The sequence below is a fragment of the uncultured Wocania sp. genome, assembly GCF_964021735.1.
Classification (GTDB): Bacteria; Bacteroidota; Bacteroidia; order Flavobacteriales; family Flavobacteriaceae; genus Wocania_A.
In genome coordinates, this window is sequence record NZ_CAXIBN010000056.1 from 1 (window position 1) to 18,016 (window position 18,016).

The window sequence follows — 18,016 nt, forward strand, 5'->3', positions numbered from 1 at the left end:
ATCACTTGAGCTACATCCTGCTGCTACATCAATTTCTACACGATAAATTCCATCACTAGTAACATCAAAAGTAGCTTCAGTTTTTCCTATTTGTTCAACCCTGTCTTTAAACCATTTATAAGTTGTCCCTGGCAATGCTAAAGTAGCATCTAACTCTAAAGGCTTTCCACCACATCCTGGGTTTCCTGATTTAATAGTTCTGTCTACACCTAAATTACCTCCAATGCTAAAACTACCAGCCTCTAAAAAAATTGCCGAATCCCATGCATCATCACCTTGATCTGCAACTACAATTTTAATTTCATAAACTTTATTAGGTGTTACTGGTGCAGAGGCTGTTAATACTTTTGTTCTTCCATCATAATTAGTATCCGGTATATTATAGCCTTCAAAAAAATCGGTGTTTGCTCTACAACCAGTAGCATTATTAATATTTCTTACGCTAACCCTCTGCCCGTTTGGCAAAACTGCTAAGTTTTTGTATTTTGTTGCACCTACTTCTCGTAATAAAAAAGCAAAACTATCAGCAAAGTTGCATTCCGTTGCGCCATCGTACTCTTCAGATGCCATTAAAAAACGAAAGCTGATAGTATTTACTAAGGGTACAAAATTAAATTTAACATAGCTAGCATCAAAAGTATTTACTTGACCCAAAGCAGTTTGTAAGTCTGCATCTCCACCTAAACTATTAGTATTATCAATACGTGTTGAATTAATTGTATTTCCAGCTGGAAATGCTCTCCCGTTAGTTAATATTATACCTTCTTCAAACGGAAAAGTGCTTCCTTGCGGTCGCTTAAAATAACCATAGCTTTTTGTGGTTGTTTGAGTTGGAGTTCCGCTTACCTGGGAAGAAAAAGTATCAACTGTTGAGCAGTCACTTGATATTAATATATCTTCTACAAGTTTTTCTATAGAAAAACTTGATTGAGCATCAGCAGCGTTATTTACTGTTATAATTTGTCCGTAGCTTGTAAACGATATACAAATTATAAATACAATTAGTGAAAAATTTTTCATAGTCAACCTTCAGCTAAATACTCGTTAATCATATTAAAGCAATCTTTCACTTTCGATATAACGTTTTTTAAAGCCTAAATATTTAAAAGCAAAGCATCAAATATAGATATAACTCAAAGTTTCTTTTGTATTTTTACAAAAAATTAGCTAAAATGAACAATTTTAAGGTTTCAGTGCAAGAAACAACCAATAATGCCATAGTAAAATTTGAATTAAATCAATTTATAACAAAGCACCAAAGCTTTGAATTTAATAATATCGATGAAGCAAAATCGTCACCTTTAGCACAACAATTATTTTATTTACCATTTGTAAAAAAGGTATATATTACAAGTAATTTTGTAGCTGTTGAACGTTACAATATTGTAGAGTGGGATGATGTAAAAGACGAAATGGCAGAACAAATAGAAACCTATTTGAACGATGGTGGTGTAGTAGTTGAAGAAACTGCTGCTCCTAAAAAAGTGCCTGTAACTGTTTATGCTGAAAGCACACCAAACCCTTCTGTAATGAAATTTGTTGCTAATAAAAAAATAGTAACTACTCTTTTTGAATTTACCTCAATTGACGATGCTAAACCATCGCCATTAGCTACAGAATTATTTCACTTTCCGTTTGTGAAAAGTATTTTTATTGACGAAAATTATGTGTCAATAACCAAATACGATATGGCAGAATGGCAAGATATTAATATTGAGCTTCGTGAATTTATTAGAAGTTATATTGAAAATGGAAAAGACGTTGTATTACCAGGAGCTGTAGAAACTTTAAAAAAATCGAACGCTCAATTAGATACACATTTTGAAAATTTAGACGACATCTCAAAAGAAATTGTTAATATTCTTGAAGAATATGTAAAACCTGCTGTAGCTAGTGATGGTGGAAATATTCAATTTATATCTTATGATAAAAACACTAAAAATGTAAGCGTAATGCTTCAAGGAGCATGCAGTGGTTGCCCATCGTCAACTTATACTTTAAAAAGCGGTATAGAAAATATGCTAAAAGAAATGCTTCCTGGAAAAGTAAATATGGTTGAAGCAATAAACGGTTAAACTACACTATTGAATTTATTAATAGGTGACTTTTTAAACTTATCTGTGTCAAAAAAAAACAACTATCATTAAAAGATAGTTAAGTTATAACCTTAAAAAAATAAATCATGGCAGTATTAAAAGTAATCGAGATTTTATCAAACTCAGATAAAAGTTGGGAAGACGCAACTAAAAAAGCAGTAAAACATGCTTCAAAAAGTGTAAAAGATATTCGTTCAGTATACGTGCAGGACCAAAGTGCGATTGTAAAAGATGGCGAAGTTACGGAGTTTAGAGTGAATTTAAAAATCACTTTCGAAGTGAACTAAACCTACATTTGTTTAATATTTAAGCGTTCGGTTAACGAGCGCTTTTTTTATGCTCAAATTTCGCTAACTTTGAAATATGAAAAACATCATATTATCCTTATTCGTTATCACATTAATTAGCTGTAAAGGTCAGAACTCTGAAACCATGAAACATCAATATACCAACGACCTTATAAACGAAACTAGCCCATATTTACTACAACACGCCCATAATCCAGTAAATTGGCATGCTTGGAATGAGAAGACCTTAGCTAAAGCAAAATCCGAAAACAAGCTTATGCTAATTAGTGTTGGTTATTCGGCTTGCCATTGGTGTCATGTTATGGAACATGAAAGTTTTGAAGACACCCTAGTAGCCCAAATTATGAATGATAATTTTATTAATATAAAAATTGATAGAGAAGAACGTCCCGATGTAGATCAAGTATATATGAATGCTGTACAACTTATGACAGGAAGCGGAGGATGGCCTTTAAATGCTATTGCATTACCAGATGGCAGACCTGTTTGGGGTGGTACTTATTTTAAAAAGGAACAGTGGATGGATGCTTTAAAGCAAATATCTAAACTTTATATAGAAAAACCTGACAAACTCTATGAATATGCCGACAAATTAGAAGAAGGTATTAAGGCTATGGATATGGTGAGTTTAAATACAGACGAGCCTATTTTTGAAAAAAACTTTATAGATGAAGCGGTTAATAATTGGTCTAAACAATTTGATAACAGCTTAGGCGGTATGAATAGAGCACCAAAATTTATGATGCCTAATAACTATCACTTTTTATTGCGTTACGCCCACCAAAATAATGATGAGAAATTAATGAACTTTGTTAATTTAACATTAACAAAAATGGCTTATGGTGGTATTTTCGATCAATTAGGAGGTGGCTTTTCAAGGTATTCGGTCGACTCAAAATGGCATGTACCACATTTCGAAAAAATGCTTTACGATAATGGGCAGTTAGTAAGCCTATATGCCGATGCCTATTTAATTACAAAAAATGAATTATATAAAGATATTGTTACTGAAACTTTAAATTATGTAAAAAACGAAATGACTATTGGTAATGGAGCATTTTATTCAGCACTGGATGCCGATAGTTTAACACCCGAAGGAGAGCTTGAAGAAGGCGCTTTTTACGTTTGGAATAAAGAAGAACTTAAAACAATTTTAAAAGACGATTTCGAATTGTTCTCAGATTATTATAATGTGAATAATTATGGCTTTTGGGAACATGGTAATTACGTTTTAATTAGAAAAGATGATGATGCTAAAATTCTTGAGAGGCACAGCTTGACTAAATTAGAACTAAAAGAAAAAAAATCTACTTGGAAATCTCTTTTATTAAAAGAACGCAATAAAAGGTCAAAACCACGTTTAGATGATAAAACTTTAACCTCTTGGAATACCTTAATGTTAAAGGGTTATATTGATGCTTATCGTGTTTTTGGTAACTCTGAATATTTAGAAACAGCTAAGAAAAATGCCAACTTTATAATTGATAACCAATTAAAAGAAGATGGTGGATTATACCATAATTATAAAGATGGAAAGAGTACAAATAATGGCTACCTTGAAGATTATTCTGCTACCATTGATGCTTTTTTAGCACTTTATGAAAGCACTTTAGATGAAAAGTGGTTAACTACTGCTCGAGATTTAGCAAATTACTGCTTCGATCATTTTTTCGATGAGCAAAGCAAAATGTTCTATTTTACATCAAATGAAGATAAATCGTTAGTTTCACGAAGTATTGAATATCGGGATAATGTTATTCCTGCTAGCAACTCTATAATGGCAAAAAATCTATTCAAGTTATCACATTATTTTGATAATGAACATTTTAGTAAAACTGCTATGAGTATGCTTAATAATGTGAAGCCAGAAATGAAAGAATATCCTTCTGCCTACTCCAATTGGTTTGATTTAATGCTAAATTATGCGCAACCTTTTTACGAAGTAGCTATTGTTGGAACTGATGCAAAACAAAAAATAACAGAATTAAATAAAACATATCTGCCCAATAAACTTATAGCTGCTAGCACATCTGAAAATAATATGCCTTTGCTAGAAAATCGGTTCAATCCTGATAACACATTTATTTATGTATGCGTAAACAAAGCTTGTAAGCTTCCTGTTACCGAAGTAAATGATGCTATAAAATTTATAAAAGAATGACACTTTTAACAACCATTTTAATTGCTTTTGTAGCATTAGAGCATCTCTATTTTTTAATATTAGAAATGTTTTTATGGACTAAACCAAAAGGTATTAAAACATTTGGCTTAAAGTCCAAAGCATTTGCTGAGGAAACAAAGGTATTAGCTGCAAATCAAGGTTTGTATAATGGGTTTATAGCAGCTGGTTTAATTTTTTCAATTGTTAAAGAAGATATTAATACTGCAATATTTTTTCTTGTCTGTGTGACTATAGCAGGTATTTATGGGTCTTACTCTACAAAGCAAATTAAATTGTTTTATGTACAAAGTATTCCTGCAATATGTACACTTATTACAATATTTATAAACTAAAAAAATAAAACTACAAATGAATTTAGAAAGTATTGATACAGAAAAATGGCTTCAGTTGGCTTTAGATTATGGATTAAAAATTCTTGGAGCAATTCTTATATGGATTATTGGCTCATGGGTTATTAAAAAAATAATTAAAACCACAAAAAAAATAATGTCTAAAAGAAATTATGATGAGAGTTTACAAAAATTCTTAGTAAATCTTTTAGGCTGGATCTTAAAAATTATTTTAATAGTTGTAGTACTTGGTACTGTTGGCGTAGAAACCACATCGTTTGCTGCTATTTTAGCTGCAGCAGGCTTAGCTATTGGTCTCGCATTACAAGGGTCTTTAGGTAATTTTGCTGGAGGTGTTTTAATTATGATTTTTAAACCCTTTAAAATTGATGATTTAATTGAAGCCCAAGGTGAAATTGGAGTTGTTAAAGAGATTGAAATTTTTACAACTAAATTAACTGGTCTTTCTAATAAAGAAATTATAATTCCTAATGGGTCTTTATCTAATGGAAATATTATTAATTACACAACCGAAGGTACACGTAGAGTAGATTTAACCTTTGGCGTTGGTTACGACTCTGATATTAAGAAAACTAAAGACGTTTTAATGCAAGTTTTAACATCACACCCCAAAGTTTTAAAAGAACCAGCTCCAACCGTAAATGTATCTGAATTAGCAGATAGTTCGATAAATTTTGCTGTAAGGCCGTGGAGTACGGCTGATGATTATTGGGCTGTGTATTTTGGAATTACAGAAGATGTAAAAGAAGCTCTTGATGCTGCTGGTATTGAAATTCCTTATCCACATCAAGTTGAAATTCAAAAAAAGGGATAATTAATTAAGATTTTGATTTAGGTTTTAAAGCCACAAAATCTTTTAAATAATAAGGTTCAAAATAAGCGACATCTTCGGTGTCGCTTATTTTGTATTTGTTACATGCTAATAAACTCATCTCGTTTGCAGATGGTAATTTATTTTCAATAAACACAGCATTGGGGTGGGTAATTAGTTTTTTGGATTTTTCTACACCATTACCGATAAAATATACTTTGCCTTTTTTTAAACAATCACTAAAAGATGTTTCATCTAAAATTTGTGCTTGAGTTTCTCGTATTTGATTATAATTAACATCAAAAATAGCAGCATACACTTCCATACGTCTGGCATCTAACATAGCTACAATAACGCCATCATTTGTTTTAACTTGATGAGCTAAAGCCTCTAAAGTTGGCACAGAAATTAATGGCTTATCTAGAGCAAAACAAAGCCCTTTTGCTGCCGAAACTCCAATTCGTAACCCTGTATAAGAACCTGGACCTTTGCTAATGGCAATTGCATCCAAATGTTTTGAACTGATTTTCGCTTCTTTTAAAACAGCATCAATATACACATGAAGTCGTTCGGCATGCGAATAATTTTTATCGTAATCTTCCTTTAAAACCAAAGTCTCTCCATCTTTTGAAAGAGAGACTGAGCAATTGGTTGTTGCGGTTTCTATGTTTAGGATATATGTACTCATTTTCTTTTTAATAGATTCCAGCCTTCACTTCGACTAAGCTTAATGACACGCGGGAATGACAATCTTTTAAATCTTGAAATCTTTACTTCAAGGAATTATTTCTTTAATTAATTAGTTAAAGATTTACCCATGTAAAAGTCTAAAACTTTTGTCTTAAAAACAAAATCGTACTTAGCATTTATTAAAGACGATTGCGCATTTATAAACTGCACTCTGGCTTGTTCCAAATCAAAAGCTGTCATATTACCAATATTGTAACGCTCTTGAGAATTGTTAAATGCTAATTCTTGAGAGGCTAAAGATTTTTTTGCTGCATCATAAGCTTTAAATGCAGCTTGAGCATCTGTATAAGCTCTTTGAATATTAGATTCTAAATCTAACTTAGCTTGTTGTAAACGCAGTTTACTGTTATCTTCTTGAATTTTAGATTTTGCTACTGCCGTTTTATTCTGAAATCTAGAAAAAATAGGAATTCCAACATTAAGGTTAAAACTATGTCCTTTATTATCATTTAATTGATCTAAAAAAGCAGCTTCATTATCAGCCAAATTAGAATAAAATGCATTGGTACCAAAACCATAACCTACTGAAACATTTGGCAAATAACCACTTTTAGAAATTTTTGTGTTCAATTGAGCACTTTCTATATTCTTTTCTGCTATTTTAATTTCGTTTCTATTCTGCAATGCATAATTTAAAATTGGAACAGCATCTTTATACAACAATGCTTCAGATGGTGTGTCTATATTAATAATTTCAACGTCAAACCCATTAAAAGGGACTTGTAACAATTGAGATAATGTAAGTAAAGCCAGATTAAAATTGTTTTCGGCGATGGTAACTTGTTGTGCATCTCTACTTAAAGTGGCTTCGGCATCATAAATATTAGCTTTGGGTTGTGCGCCAGCATCTACCAAATCTTTAACTTGAGTTAGCTGTTTTTCACTAAACTCATATTGAGCTTGAGCTGTTTCTAAGTTTTCTTTATTAAAAAGTACATTTAAATAAGCATTAACCACATTTAAAGATATATCATCTTTTAAGCGATTTAGTTCTAGTTGACCTAACTCTGAGTTTAACTGAGATTGTTTATAACTGTTTAATGTTCTAAAACCGCTAAAAACACTTTGTGATACACTTATCCCTAAGCTTGTGGAGTGACTGGTTCTGTTAGCAAATATTCCTTGAGCAACCAAACTGGTTCCTAAACTTAATCCTTGAGACATACTAGCACTAACAGATGGAAGAAACTGCCCTTTAGCTGCTAAAATATCTTGTTCATTTAAAAGTAATGTATTTTCACTTTGTTTTACCGATATGTTATTCTCAAGAGCGTGAGCTACGCATTCTTGCAGTGTCCATTTTTTTTGTTGGGTAAAAGAAGATGTTGCAATTAAGAATACGCATACTAATAAAATATTTTTCATATTAACTTTTATATAATTAGTCATTGTCTTCTTCATCTTCGTTATCTTTTGATGCTTTATTCCACACTTTAATTTTGTCGCCTTCTTTAACACCTTCGGTTATCTCTACATTAATACCATCAGATAAACCAAGTGTTACATTGCTTTTCTCGAACTTACCATCTTCTTTTTGTATTTCTACAAAAGGTTTTTCTGTAATTCTATTGTATTGCAATAAGGCTTCTTTAATAGCTAAAACGCTATCTTTACTTTCTATATCAATTTCTGCATTAGCGCTATAGCCTGCTCTAATGTTTGTGCTAACTTCAACATTTACATCGGCTTTAATTGTAAATTGTACTGCGCCATTTTCTTCAATACCTTTTGGCGCAACAAAAGTTAATTTTGCAGGAAATTCTTTATCGTTAATTGCTCCTAGTAATACTTTTATTTCTTTACCTTCTTCAAGTTTTCCAACTTCAGCTTCATCAACTTTTCCTTCAAAAATCATAAGGCTCATATCTGCGATAGTAGCAATAGTTGTACCTGCATTAAAGTTGTTACTTTGAATAACTTGATCTCCCTCTCGAACAGGAATCTCTAAAATAGTCCCAGGTATTTGCGCTACAATATTGGTGTTTGCAGAGCTTCCGCCAGAAATAGAACCTCTTTTTATAATTTGATAATCATTTTGAGCCTGTGTTAAAGATTCTTTTGCTTGGTTAAATGACAGTGCACTATTTTCAAAATCTTGTTGAGAAATCACCCCTTTTTCAAAAAGTGTTTTATTTCTATCATACAATGTTTTAGCATTATCGTAAGACAATTTAGAAGATGAAATTCTACTTTTTGCACTAACTAAACTTTGCTCGTTTGGCACGACTCTAATTTTTGCAATTAAATCGCCTTTTTTAACAATATCGCCTTCTTCTACAAGTATTTTATCTACAATTCCTGAGATCTGTGGTTTTAATTCAATTTCTTCTTCTGGATTTAATTTACCCGTTGCCACAGCTTTTGTGTTGATTGATGTATAAAAAGGTTCATCAACCTTATAATCTACTACATCTTTTGAATTAGCATCTTTAAAATACTTTAATACAAATACTAATAATATTAAAACAACGATTCCTAAAATAATTTTTACTGTTTTATTCATTTTTTTGATTGTTTATTCTTCTCTTAATGCTTCTATTGGTTTTATACTTGTGGCTTTAAATGCAGGGATTAAGCCTATTAATGTCCCTAATATCACTAATATTACTAATGCTATAAATACGACTGCTATTGACACGGATGCGTTTACTATGGTAGCATCGTCTCCTTGCCCAAAAGCGGCATCTAATGCAATTAAAATCCATCCGCCAGATATAATTCCGAATAATCCAGCTACCAGAGTTAAAAATACTGCCTCAACTACTATCTGTCTTTTAATCTCAAATGGCGTTGCCCCTAAAGCACGACGTACGCCTATTTCTTTAGTACGTTCTTTTACTGTAATTAATAAAATATTACCAATGGCAAATACGCCTGCTATTAATGTTGCAATACCTACAAACCATGTTAAAAACTGCATACCTGTTAAAAAGCCAGTCACTTTTCCTATTTCTTTTCCTGCGTTAGCACTACCCAATGCGCGATTATCTTTAGGGTGAATATTATTGAGATTTTTAAGTAACAGATTAGCATCTTTTTCTATTTGAACAATATCAAATTCTGGCTTGCCAGTAATCATCAACCAACCAATTCGATCACCTTGATTATATACCTGTTGAAAGGTTGTAAATGGAATATGCATATCTATTCGAGGTCCCATACTGATATTTGACGTTTTAAATAAACCAATTACTTTAAAGTTTATGTCATTTATTTGGACATACTCACCAATGGGATTTTCTTCTTTCTCAAATAGTTGCTTATAAATATCTTCTGAAATAACGACTACTTTTTTATTATCGTCAATATCATTCTGATTAATAAAACGGCCATGAATCAGTTTTTTCTTTTCAACTTGATCTAGTAAAGGGTAATCTCCTGCAACACTAAAATTTCCAGTTAGGAATTTTCTAACAACCAAGGCTTGATTCTGATTTCTAGGAACAACAAACTCGACACCATCAATATTTTCTTCAATTTTTTTTGCATCACTTAATGATAATTGAACACGTTTTCCTTCTTGAAATCCTTTAAATGGTTTACTTGTACTTTGGCCCCAAATAAAAACGCTATTAGTTGCAAAATCTCCAAATAAACGATTAAATGAATTTTCTAAACCGCGAGCAGATCCTAACAATCCTATCAACAATAAAATGCCCCACCAAACACCAACCATGGTTAAAATAGACCGTAGTTTATTTTTACTAAAGCTATCGTAAACTTCTTGCCATGTATCTCTATCGAATAAAAATTTAAACATAATTAATCGTTTCTTAATGCTACAATAGGTTTAATTTTCGATGCTCTTTTTGCAGGTAAATATCCTGCAATTGCTCCTGCAGTTATCAATGTAATAGTAGCACCAATAACCAAACTAGTACTAACACTTGGGTCTTTTATAAAGTATTCTTTTAAGCTTGGGGTTGCTAGCTCTAAAACACCAACTCCTATTAATAAGCCAAAATAACCTGCAATAGCCGTTATTAAAATAGACTCGATTAAAATTATAGATACTATCGATTGTGGTGTTGCCCCCAAAGCTTTGCGAATACCAATCTCTTTGGTACGTTCTTTTACAATAAAAATCATAATATTACTAATGCCAACAATACCAGCTATTAGCGTGCCAAAACCGATAACTAGAATAATAAAGGTTAATCCCCCTGTTAATTGACCAACTGCTTTTGTGCCTTCTGCCATATTACGCACTCTAATCGCTCTTTGATCACTTCTTGCAACAGAAAATCGATCTTTAAGTTTTTTTGTTAATAAGGTACTAAACGCTAGAGCTTGATTGTAATCCATTTCAGGATTATAGGTTAGGTTTATTTGGTCTATATAATCATTATTGCCATATATATGTTGTGCAGTAGTTATGGGCATGTAAATGTGGCGTTCTTGATTATCGCCACCGTCATCAGTAAAAACACCAACCACTTTATATTGTATACCACTAAGGTTTATATATTTCCCTAAAGCTGTAGTTTTTAAAAATAAATCTTCTTCAACCAACCTACCAATTACAACAATTTTTGTTTTATTGTTTAAATCGTTTTGATTAATATATCGTCCTTCTTTTATTTTTGTTTTTTCTAAATATTGATGGTCTGGATGTACTGCTGTTAAATTATAACTACTTTGCTCATTTCTAAAAGAGGCTTGGACATTCCTGTAAATTCTTGCTGTTATAAATTCAACTTTATTACCAAACTCATCTTTTACATAATTAAAATCTTCATTTTTAAACTGAATGCGTCTACCTGCTTGTAATCCTTTATGTGCCTTTGTTGTTTGCCCAGATCGAATAAAAATAGAATTATTTGCATCATCAACAAAGGCTTCTGCAAATGTATTTTTTAGTCCGTTAGCCATACCAAAAAGTATAGTAAATAATAGTATGGCAAATGCCACAGTAAAACCAGAAAGTAAACTTCTGGTTCTATTTTTATTAATACTCTGAAATATTTCGCGCCAAAGGTCTATATCAAACATACTGTTCTACCCTAACTTGTTCTACCTTTTTATCTTCCATTATAACACCATCTCGTAATCTTACAATACGCTTACACATATTTGCTATATCTTCCTCATGTGTTACCATTAAAATGGTTTTGCCTTCATCATTTAATTGTTGAATAAAAGCCATGATTTCATGCGAGGTTTGTGTATCAAGTGCACCTGTAGGCTCATCTGCTAAAAGTAGTTTAGGATTTGCTGCTAATGCTCTTGCAATAGCCACACGTTGGTTTTGACCACCAGAAAGCTCTTTTGGTAAGTGTTGTGACCAATCTGCTAATCCTACTTTTTCTAAATGAAACATTGCCAATTCTTGGCGTTGCTTACGTTTCATACCTTGATAATATAATGGCAATGCCACATTTTCAAGTGCATTTTTATAGTTTATAAGGTTGAAAGATTGAAAGATAAATCCTAAAAATTTGTTCCTGTAAACAGCTGCTTTTTTTTCGGTAAGATCTTTTATTGGTAATCCATCTAGTATATATTCGCCCTCATCAGCTTCATCTAACATACCAATAATATTTAGTAATGTAGATTTTCCAGAACCGGAAGACCCCATAATAGCGACCATTTCTCCTTCCTCTACAGAGAGATCAATACCTTTTAAAACATGTAAACTGGAATCGCCTATAGGATAGGACTTGTGAAGCTGGCTAATTTTTAACATTTTCTTGATTGATTTAGTAAAGCTAAGGCTTTGTAGTTAGACTTAAAAGACAAAGAAATGTTACAAAAATTGTACCTAAAAATTTTTATTATTTATTTAACGTATTGAATTTCTTATAAATAAAGTAAGCTATACCTCCAACAAGTACATATGGTATAGCCATTAAATACACAATACCATCATTAATACCTTCAGCAGTAGCTTGCCCTTCTTCACTTTCTAAAACTGCACGACACATGGCACATTGGGCATTTATTTCTAAGAAATAGAAAAAAGAAAAAATCAGAAAAACTATTTTGCGTTTCATATTTTTAAACATAATATGGTGAAATCATTATATAAACAACAACACCAGTTACAGCTACATATAACCATAACGGAAATGTAATTCTAGCTATTTTTTTATGCTTTTCAAAATTGTTTGTTATGGCTCTAACATAAGTAATTAATACGAATGGAATAACCGCTATAGAAAGTACTATATGTGTTAGTAAAACAAAGTAGTAAACATATTTTATAACACCTTCGCCACCAAACTTAGTAGAATCGCTTGTCATATGATACGCTACATACATAAGTAAAAAAATGGCTGAACACCAAATAGCGGTAGTCATTAGGTTTTCGTGCAATACAATATTCTTCTTTTTAATGGCAAAAAAAGCAATAACTAAAATAATGGCTGTTAAGCCATTAATAGTTGCATAAATTGGGGGCAAAAAACTTAAAGGTTCAACATTTGGTATTTTAACACTAAACAAAGCTGCAACTACTATGGGTATTACTATTGATAAAACTACTATTAATGTATTGTATTTTTTATCATCTAAAATAGGTTCTTGATTCTTCATTTTTAAAAATTTATGTAATTCTGAAATAAGTTCAGAATGACGTAATGTTACTCGTTAAGTAACTTTTTAATATCTTCTTTTAATGCGCTAATTTCTTCTTTTACACCATCTTCATCTACTTGTTCTGCTTCAGAAACTATACCTCTATAATAAATTATTGGATTTCCAAATTTGTCTTTTCTAGAACGTATAAATCCATTTTTATCAATTAAAGCAAAATTACCCGAATGCTCAAAACCACCTTCAACTTCAGCATTTTCTCCAGTATATAAATTGAAGCCTTCGTTGGCTAACTTATAAATAGAATCTTTATCACCCGTCATTAAATGCCAATTTGGGTTTGTTACACCGTAGTGTTTTGCATAAGCTTTAAGAATTTCTGGTGTATCGTAATCGGGGTTTATAGTAAATGATGCCACACCAAAATCTTCAAAATCTTTAAATGTATTTTGAATTTGAATGAGGTTTGCATTCATTCGAGGGCAAATGGTTGGGCAGGTTGTAAAGAAAAATTCGATAACATAAACCTTTCCTTCGTAATCTTTATTAGTAATGATTTTTCCGTTTTGATTTGTAAACGAAAACGCTGGCACTTTTTTAGGTTCATTATTTATTTCGATGAATGCCAAATCTGAAAGTGGCGCTTTTTTATCACCGACAAAATCACTTCTACTTTCGTTTCGTATAACATCATCATTAGAAATTCTGTCTATTATTTTTGGAATGAATATGATTCCGAAAACAAGGACTATAAAGGCTATTCCTATATATGAATAATTATTGTTTTTGCTCATTCTTTTTAAAATTCAATATGACTAATAGGCTTCGACAGCACTTAGACTACGCTCAATGCAACATGCTAAACCTGATATAATTTTTATTCTTCGCTATTATTTAAATCGTTTGCTCTTCGCGTATCAGAATTAAATTCGCCTTTTCGTTTTTGCCTATATTCTGTAAATAAAATGCGCAAATCGTCGCTCATTTTATTTTTAATTTCGGCAACCTCAATACAGTTGTATGAATTTAATTCGTAAATGGGTTTGTTTTTTTCTAATTCATTATCTGTTCTATCATCTAGTCTTCCGCGTTGACTTAAATCTTTATCAATAACAAACACATTATTTGATGATAAATCTTCATTAAGATTCAATTCTGATTTTAAGCTATAAAACAACCGCTTAATATCGCTTGGTTCACCAAATACAAAATGCCAAAACCGCAAATCTTCGTATGATGCTATTTCTAATTTAAGTTTTTCAACAGTTTTTTCTGTTCCTTTTGGTGCTACAATTACGATTTGAAAACGCTTAAAACCCTTAAATTTATCGTATACTAATTCTTTTAAATTAGAAGTTGCAATAAGCTTATCCATGGGATTGTCACCTAAAAACCCCAGTACGGTTATATAATCTTTTAAAATGATTGAATCTTCAGAATCTGACGAGAACGCCTGCAAATCCAATACATCTTTATTTACAATATCTAAAGGCTCGTAATTGTGCGTTGCTGGGTATAAAAACAATAAAAAGGTTACAGGAAGAAAGAACAAAACTCCTAAAACAACATAGCGACTAACTTTCTTATAATCCATTATATTTATGTTTTTTTTAAATAAAAAACTAGTTTGCAAAAATAAAAAAAGGCAGTTTAAAAACCGCCTTTATATATCTATTTAACACTTCGACTGCACTCAGTGCAAACTCAAATAAAATCTTTTAAAAATCATTTTTTATAAATCCATCTTTATATACATCAAAAACGTATCCGCCTTCTTTTAATAAAATGAATATTAAGTATAAAATTAAGAAGATTGCTGTCCAAACCACCATACGTCTTAAGCTTCTTGTTTCATCACGCATGTGCATAAAATCCCAAGTAATGTAATAGGCTTTTACAATGGTTAAGATAATGAATATCCAGTTTAAAGCTTTCATACCTAAAACTTGACCCATTAAAACTTCAGGTTTAATTATACCCAATACTACTTCAATTATTGTTACAAAGGTTAAAAAAACTAAAACACCCCAAATTTTTTGAGTATTTGATTTAAACTTTACTAAACCTCTAAATATTTCTAATTTATGTTCGTGTGCCATTTTATAATGCTTTTAGATTTCCTTCTTCAAGGAAATGAAAATATATTTTAATTCAATTAAACTAAGTAGAAGAATGTAAATACAAATACCCAAACTAAATCTACAAAGTGCCAATAAAGACCAACTTTTTCAACCATTTCGTAACTTCCTCTACGCTCGTAAGTTCCTAAAATCACATTAAAGAAAATAATGATATTAATAAGTACTCCAGAAAACACGTGGAAACCGTGAAATCCTGTTATAAAGAAAAAGAAATCTGCAAATAAAGGTGAACCGTATTCATTAACATGCAAGTTAGCACCTTCTACAACCGCTTTTCCATTTTCTTTAATTTGTCTTAAAGATTCAGCTCTAGATAGTACTGTTTTTTCACCAGCTTCGTTTATAATTTGTGTTCTCACTAATACATTATCATGAGATTCTAAACCATTAACAACCTCTTCTACTGTATATGTTGGCAATGTCCCTTCGTCTACAAACCACAAACCGTTTTTACGTTCGTGTGCAGTTCTGTCTTTATGTGCATCAGCAACTACAAAATCTCTTAATGCAACGCGTTTACCATCAGTATCTACAAATTGTAAAATATTACCCCCTTTGGTTTGAATAGCGCCATAATCGCCTTTAATAAACGTGTTCCATTCCCAAGCTTGAGAGCCCACGAAAATTAAACCTCCAATAATGGTTAAAAACATGTACCAAGTTACTTTAGTTTTATTCATATGATGTCCAGCATCAACCGCTAAAACCATAGTTACAGACGACATGATAAGTACAAATGTCATAAAAGCCACATAATACATTGGTGCATCTACACCGTGTAAAAACGGAAAGTGAGTAAACACTTCGTCGGCTATTGGCCATGAATCTATAAACTTAAATCTTGAAAATCCATAGGCTGCTAAAAACCCAGAAAATGTTAAGGCATCAGAAACAATGAAAAACCACATCATCATTTTGCCATAACTTGCTTTAAGAGGTTGGTTACCTCCGCCCCAAGTTTTTCCTTCTGTTCCAGTATTTACAACTGTAGTACTCATATGTATTGGTTGTTTTTTAAAAGTTGCACAAAAATAATCATTTTATTTATCTAATGAAATATAAAAATAAAAAGAGATACACCCATAGTATATCTATAAAATGCCAAAAGGTAGCTGCGAGTTCAAAACCTAGCATTTTCGATGCGTTATACTTTTGTTTAAAATGATTATAAATTACGACCAATAAACAAATTAACCCAACAACCACGTGCAAAATATGCACAATAGCTATTAAATAAATGTAAGACATGGTTACATTACTTGTTGGTCCTGTAAAATTATACCCTAAATCTATAATTTGTTGAAAGCCTTTAAATTGATAGAAAATAAAAATAATTCCTAATACAAATGTTGCTAGCAACCACATTGTAGTAGATGGTCTATTGTCCTTTTTTAAAGCTTGTTTAGCCAAAATAAATGTAACACTACTCACTACAATAATAACTGTGCTAATAATAAAAGCATTAGGTAATTGAAAATCTTTTAACCAATCTGGTCGGGAACTACTTACTACAAAAGCACTTGTCCATCCTGCAAAAGACATAACAAGTGAAATAATTCCAAACCAAAGCATCATTTTTTTTGCTCTGTTATTTTTTTCTTCTAAAGTCCCTTGAGTTAAATCCATAGTTATCTAATAAATTTATCAATTACATAAACAATTTGTACTAATGATATATAAGATACACTAACTAGCATAAGCTGTCTCGCTGATTTTTCAGTCATTAATTTGAATAGGCGAATAGCATAATACAGTATCCATAATCCTAAAAGAAACACAATTACTGCCGCTACTATTGATAATTGCAATTTTCCTGTAAATCCAAATACTGGAATTATAGATACTATTAGCGTCCAAATGGTATACATAATAGTTTGTACTGCAGTGCCTTTATCTTGTTTTCCTGTGGGCAGCATAAAGAATCCACCTTTTTTATAATCTTCAAATAAAAACCAACCTATCGCCCAAAAATGAGGAAATTGCCAGAAAAATTGTAATGCAAACAAAGTTCCTGGTTCTATACCAAAATCGTCTGTTGCAGCTACCCAGCCTAACATAAACGGAATAGCACCTGGAATGGCCCCAATAAATACAGCTAATGGTGTTTTAGTTTTTAAAGGTGTATAAACGCAAGTGTATAAAAATATAGAAATTGCACCAAACATAGCCGTTTGCTTATTAATGGTGTACAATATAATGATGCCTAATAATGTGAAAATTGACGCAATAATAAATGCTGTGTTAACCGACATACGACCAGCAGGAATAGGTCTGTCCTTCGTACGATTCATTAACGCATCCAAATCTTTTTCAATAATTTGGTTAAACGCGTTTGATGCTCCAACCATAAAATAACCTCCAAAAGCTAATAAAATTAGGGTTTTAAAATCTACCGTTTCTGCACCTAATAAATAGCCAGCAAGCGATGAAAACACAACACTTAATGCCAATCGCATTTTAGTGATTTCTTTAAAATCTGAAATTACAGAATGTGTTGCTATTGAAGATTTTGAGTTACTCAATGTTTCCTTTTCTTGATCGTTTTATAATGCGAGTGCAAAGATACTTTATTAAAGCAATTTGAGCAATGCTTTTTAATGCTAAAATTTCAAGCGCAAAAGTTATTCGGAATTAAAAAATATAGCTTCACTCATAATTTTGTATTTTTATAATATTACTAATGCTTCACATATCATTAAAAATGAAAACACTTAAAACCATTTGCACATTTTTCGCTTTTTCAATTGTATTTATAGCTTGCGCCCAAAACAAAGAGGTTGTTATAAAAACCAATAAACTTTCCGAAAATATTTATATGCTTGAAGGTCGAGGCGGGAATATTGG

The 18,016-nt window shown here is 31.5% G+C and carries 20 protein-coding genes; 5 read left to right on the forward strand and 15 right to left on the reverse strand.

Annotation, left to right across the window (positions count from 1 at the left end):
- Positions 1 to 1,020, reverse strand: a 1,020-nt coding sequence (locus AADI82_RS06750; RefSeq protein ID WP_341215684.1) for a choice-of-anchor L domain-containing protein, incomplete at its 3' end; no start/stop codon positions are given.
- Between the two features lie 152 nt (positions 1,021 to 1,172).
- On the opposite strand from AADI82_RS06750, the gene AADI82_RS06755 reads away from it, so the two are divergent.
- From AADI82_RS06755 to AADI82_RS06775, 5 genes are all read left to right on the forward strand, one after another.
- Positions 1,173 to 2,075, forward strand: coding sequence for a NifU family protein (locus AADI82_RS06755; RefSeq protein WP_341215685.1), 903 nt, complete (start codon positions 1,173 to 1,175; stop codon positions 2,073 to 2,075).
- Positions 2,076 to 2,182: 107 nt separating this feature from the next.
- Positions 2,183 to 2,383: a dodecin family protein gene (locus tag AADI82_RS06760; protein WP_341215686.1), complete on the forward strand. Its 201-nt coding sequence runs from the start codon at positions 2,183 to 2,185 to the stop codon at positions 2,381 to 2,383.
- Positions 2,384 to 2,528: 145 nt separating this feature from the next.
- Positions 2,529 to 4,565 carry a thioredoxin domain-containing protein gene (locus AADI82_RS06765; protein ID WP_341215703.1) on the forward strand — a complete coding sequence of 679 codons (2,037 nt, stop codon included), beginning with the start codon at positions 2,529 to 2,531 and terminating at the stop codon, positions 4,563 to 4,565.
- Positions 4,562 to 4,918: a DUF1304 domain-containing protein gene (locus tag AADI82_RS06770; protein ID WP_341215687.1), complete on the forward strand. Its 357-nt coding sequence runs from the start codon at positions 4,562 to 4,564 to the stop codon at positions 4,916 to 4,918. Before AADI82_RS06765 ends, AADI82_RS06770 begins: the two co-directional genes overlap by 4 nt.
- Before the next feature lie 16 nt (positions 4,919 to 4,934).
- The gene (locus tag AADI82_RS06775) at positions 4,935 to 5,750 is read left to right on the forward strand and encodes a mechanosensitive ion channel domain-containing protein (RefSeq protein WP_341215688.1); all 816 of its coding nucleotides are present in this window, start codon (positions 4,935 to 4,937) and stop codon (positions 5,748 to 5,750) included.
- 4 nt (positions 5,751 to 5,754) lie between these two features.
- On the opposite strand, the gene tsaB is transcribed toward AADI82_RS06775, so the two are convergent.
- The 14 genes from tsaB to cyoE all read right to left on the reverse strand — a co-directional run bounded on the left by tsaB (position 5,755) and on the right by cyoE (position 17,694).
- Positions 5,755 to 6,435: a tRNA (adenosine(37)-N6)-threonylcarbamoyltransferase complex dimerization subunit type 1 TsaB gene (gene tsaB / locus AADI82_RS06780; protein ID WP_341215689.1), complete on the reverse strand. Its 681-nt coding sequence runs from the start codon at positions 6,433 to 6,435 to the stop codon at positions 5,755 to 5,757.
- A gap of 107 nt (positions 6,436 to 6,542) precedes the next feature.
- Positions 6,543 to 7,898, reverse strand: a complete 1,356-nt coding sequence (locus AADI82_RS06785; RefSeq protein ID WP_341215690.1) for a TolC family protein — start codon at positions 7,896 to 7,898, stop codon at positions 6,543 to 6,545.
- Positions 7,879 to 9,000, reverse strand: a complete 1,122-nt coding sequence (locus AADI82_RS06790) for an efflux RND transporter periplasmic adaptor subunit (RefSeq protein WP_341215691.1) — start codon at positions 8,998 to 9,000, stop codon at positions 7,879 to 7,881. The genes AADI82_RS06785 and AADI82_RS06790 overlap by 20 nt, the downstream gene beginning before the upstream one ends.
- A 12-nt stretch (positions 9,001 to 9,012) precedes the next feature.
- Positions 9,013 to 10,257, reverse strand: a complete 1,245-nt coding sequence (locus AADI82_RS06795) for an ABC transporter permease (RefSeq protein ID WP_341215692.1) — start codon at positions 10,255 to 10,257, stop codon at positions 9,013 to 9,015.
- Positions 10,258 to 10,259: 2 nt separating this feature from the next.
- Positions 10,260 to 11,489, reverse strand: coding sequence for an ABC transporter permease (locus AADI82_RS06800; RefSeq protein ID WP_341215693.1), 1,230 nt, complete (start codon positions 11,487 to 11,489; stop codon positions 10,260 to 10,262).
- Positions 11,482 to 12,183 (reverse strand): ABC transporter ATP-binding protein, encoded by a 702-nt coding sequence (locus AADI82_RS06805; protein ID WP_341215694.1) that lies wholly within the window; start codon positions 12,181 to 12,183, stop codon positions 11,482 to 11,484. The genes AADI82_RS06800 and AADI82_RS06805 overlap by 8 nt, the downstream gene beginning before the upstream one ends.
- An 88-nt stretch (positions 12,184 to 12,271) precedes the next feature.
- Entirely contained in the window at positions 12,272 to 12,490 is a 219-nt protein-coding gene (locus AADI82_RS06810; protein ID WP_341215695.1) for a hypothetical protein, read from the reverse strand.
- A 4-nt stretch (positions 12,491 to 12,494) separates the two neighbouring features.
- Complete coding sequence (locus tag AADI82_RS06815) at positions 12,495 to 13,031, reverse strand: DUF420 domain-containing protein (protein WP_341215696.1); 537 nt, start codon at positions 13,029 to 13,031, stop codon at positions 12,495 to 12,497.
- A 47-nt stretch (positions 13,032 to 13,078) separates the two neighbouring features.
- Positions 13,079 to 13,825 (reverse strand): SCO family protein, encoded by a 747-nt coding sequence (locus tag AADI82_RS06820; RefSeq protein ID WP_341215697.1) that lies wholly within the window; start codon positions 13,823 to 13,825, stop codon positions 13,079 to 13,081.
- Positions 13,826 to 13,908: 83 nt separating this feature from the next.
- On the reverse strand, positions 13,909 to 14,625 hold the full coding sequence (locus AADI82_RS06825) for a hypothetical protein (RefSeq protein WP_341215698.1): 717 nt from the start codon (positions 14,623 to 14,625) through the stop codon (positions 13,909 to 13,911).
- 124 nt (positions 14,626 to 14,749) lie between these two features.
- Positions 14,750 to 15,130, reverse strand: coding sequence for a cytochrome C oxidase subunit IV family protein (locus AADI82_RS06830; protein ID WP_341215699.1), 381 nt, complete (start codon positions 15,128 to 15,130; stop codon positions 14,750 to 14,752).
- A gap of 56 nt (positions 15,131 to 15,186) precedes the next feature.
- A complete protein-coding gene (locus tag AADI82_RS06835; protein ID WP_341215700.1) occupies positions 15,187 to 16,170 on the reverse strand; it encodes a cytochrome c oxidase subunit 3 in 984 nt (327 codons plus the stop codon).
- Positions 16,171 to 16,216: 46 nt separating this feature from the next.
- The gene (locus tag AADI82_RS06840; protein WP_341215701.1) at positions 16,217 to 16,798 is read right to left on the reverse strand and encodes a heme-copper oxidase subunit III; all 582 of its coding nucleotides are present in this window, start codon (positions 16,796 to 16,798) and stop codon (positions 16,217 to 16,219) included.
- A 2-nt stretch (positions 16,799 to 16,800) separates the two neighbouring features.
- Entirely contained in the window at positions 16,801 to 17,694 is an 894-nt protein-coding gene (gene cyoE / locus AADI82_RS06845; protein WP_341215702.1) for a heme o synthase, read from the reverse strand.
- Between the last annotated feature and the right edge of the window lie 322 nt (positions 17,695 to 18,016).

Coding starts and splice junctions, on each gene's coding strand:
- AADI82_RS06755 (WP_341215685.1), top strand. CDS start 1,173: ATGAACAATTTTAAGGTTTCAGTGCAAGAAACAACCAATAATGCCATA.
- AADI82_RS06760 (WP_341215686.1), top strand. CDS start 2,183: ATGGCAGTATTAAAAGTAATCGAGATTTTATCAAACTCAGATAAAAGT.
- AADI82_RS06765 (WP_341215703.1), top strand. CDS start 2,529: ATGAAACATCAATATACCAACGACCTTATAAACGAAACTAGCCCATAT.
- AADI82_RS06770 (WP_341215687.1), top strand. CDS start 4,562: ATGACACTTTTAACAACCATTTTAATTGCTTTTGTAGCATTAGAGCAT.
- AADI82_RS06775 (WP_341215688.1), top strand. CDS start 4,935: ATGAATTTAGAAAGTATTGATACAGAAAAATGGCTTCAGTTGGCTTTA.
- tsaB (WP_341215689.1), bottom strand. CDS start 6,435: ATGAGTACATATATCCTAAACATAGAAACCGCAACAACCAATTGCTCA.
- AADI82_RS06785 (WP_341215690.1), bottom strand. CDS start 7,898: ATGAAGAAGACAATGACTAATTATATAAAAGTTAATATGAAAAATATT.
- AADI82_RS06790 (WP_341215691.1), bottom strand. CDS start 9,000: ATGAATAAAACAGTAAAAATTATTTTAGGAATCGTTGTTTTAATATTA.
- AADI82_RS06795 (WP_341215692.1), bottom strand. CDS start 10,257: ATGTTTAAATTTTTATTCGATAGAGATACATGGCAAGAAGTTTACGAT.
- AADI82_RS06800 (WP_341215693.1), bottom strand. CDS start 11,489: ATGTTTGATATAGACCTTTGGCGCGAAATATTTCAGAGTATTAATAAA.
- AADI82_RS06805 (WP_341215694.1), bottom strand. CDS start 12,183: ATGTTAAAAATTAGCCAGCTTCACAAGTCCTATCCTATAGGCGATTCC.
- AADI82_RS06810 (WP_341215695.1), bottom strand. CDS start 12,490: ATGAAACGCAAAATAGTTTTTCTGATTTTTTCTTTTTTCTATTTCTTA.
- AADI82_RS06815 (WP_341215696.1), bottom strand. CDS start 13,031: ATGAAGAATCAAGAACCTATTTTAGATGATAAAAAATACAATACATTA.
- AADI82_RS06820 (WP_341215697.1), bottom strand. CDS start 13,825: ATGAGCAAAAACAATAATTATTCATATATAGGAATAGCCTTTATAGTC.
- AADI82_RS06825 (WP_341215698.1), bottom strand. CDS start 14,625: ATGGATTATAAGAAAGTTAGTCGCTATGTTGTTTTAGGAGTTTTGTTC.
- AADI82_RS06830 (WP_341215699.1), bottom strand. CDS start 15,130: ATGGCACACGAACATAAATTAGAAATATTTAGAGGTTTAGTAAAGTTT.
- AADI82_RS06835 (WP_341215700.1), bottom strand. CDS start 16,170: ATGAGTACTACAGTTGTAAATACTGGAACAGAAGGAAAAACTTGGGGC.
- AADI82_RS06840 (WP_341215701.1), bottom strand. CDS start 16,798: ATGGATTTAACTCAAGGGACTTTAGAAGAAAAAAATAACAGAGCAAAA.